Genomic DNA, 1,186 nt, shown 5'->3' with positions numbered 1-1,186 from the left:
GTGATCTTCGCGACGACGCCGGCGCCGACGGTGCGGCCGCCTTCACGGATGGCGAAGCGCAGCTTCTCTTCCATGGCGATCGGCGTGATCAGCTCGACGTCGAACGAGATGTTGTCGCCGGGCATCACCATTTCCGTGCCAGCCGGCAGCGTCACCACGCCCGTCACGTCGGTCGTGCGGAAGTAGAACTGCGGACGGTAGTTGGCAAAGAACGGCGTGTGACGGCCACCCTCTTCCTTCGTCAGGATGTAGGCCTCGGCCTTGAACTTCTTGTGCGGCTTCACGGAGCCGGGCTTGCACAGCACCTGGCCACGCTCAACGCCCTCGCGGTCAACGCCGCGCAGCAGTGCGCCGATGTTGTCGCCAGCCTCGCCCGAGTCGAGCAGCTTGCGGAACATTTCAACACCCGTGACGGTCGTCTTCTGCGTGTCGCGGATGCCGACGATCTCGACTTCCTCGCCAACCTTCACGATGCCGCGCTCGACGCGGCCGGTGACGACCGTGCCACGGCCCGAGATCGAGAACACGTCTTCGATCGGCATCAGGAACGGCTGGTCCTTCGGACGCTCCGGCTGCGGAATGTAGGTGTCGACCGCTTCCATCAGCTTCAGAACCGCGTCACGGCCGAGCTCCGGCGACTTGCCTTCGAGCGCGCACAGCGCCGAACCACGGATGATCGGAATGTCGTCGCCCGGGAACTGGTAGGACGAGAGCAGCTCGCGCACTTCCATCTCGACCAGGTCCAGAAGCTCCGGATCGTCGACCATGTCGCACTTGTTCATGAACACGACGAGCGCCGGAACGCCGACCTGGCGGGCGAGCAGGATGTGCTCGCGGGTCTGCGGCATCGGGCCGTCGGCAGCCGACACGACCAGGATCGCGCCGTCCATCTGCGCGGCACCCGTGATCATGTTCTTCACATAGTCGGCGTGGCCGGGGCAGTCGACGTGCGCATAGTGGCGCTTCTGCGTCTGGTACTCGACGTGCGCGGTGTTGATGGTGATGCCGCGGGCGCGCTCTTCCGGCGCCTTGTCGATCTGGTCATACGCCGTGAACGTGGCGCCGCCCGACTCGGCCAGAACCTTGGTGATCGCTGCAGTCAGCGACGTCTTGCCGTGGTCAACGTGGCCAATCGTGCCAATGTTGCAATGCGGCTTGTCGCGGTTGAATTTCTCTTTGGCCATCG

At 64.5% G+C, this 1,186-nt stretch carries 1 protein-coding gene; it reads right to left on the bottom strand.

Annotation, left to right across the window (positions count from 1 at the left end; genetic code table 11):
• The coding region (tuf, locus tag DK847_RS20340; protein WP_111200375.1) for an elongation factor Tu at nt 1-1,184 on the bottom strand (1,184 nt) is incomplete at its 3' end.
• Nucleotides 1,185-1,186 lie beyond the last annotated feature (2 nt).

It is taken from the genome of Aestuariivirga litoralis (assembly GCF_003234965.1).
In the GTDB taxonomy this organism is placed as follows: Bacteria; Pseudomonadota; Alphaproteobacteria; order Rhizobiales; family Aestuariivirgaceae; genus Aestuariivirga; species Aestuariivirga litoralis.
This window is presented reverse-complemented; position numbering and strand designations above follow the sequence as displayed.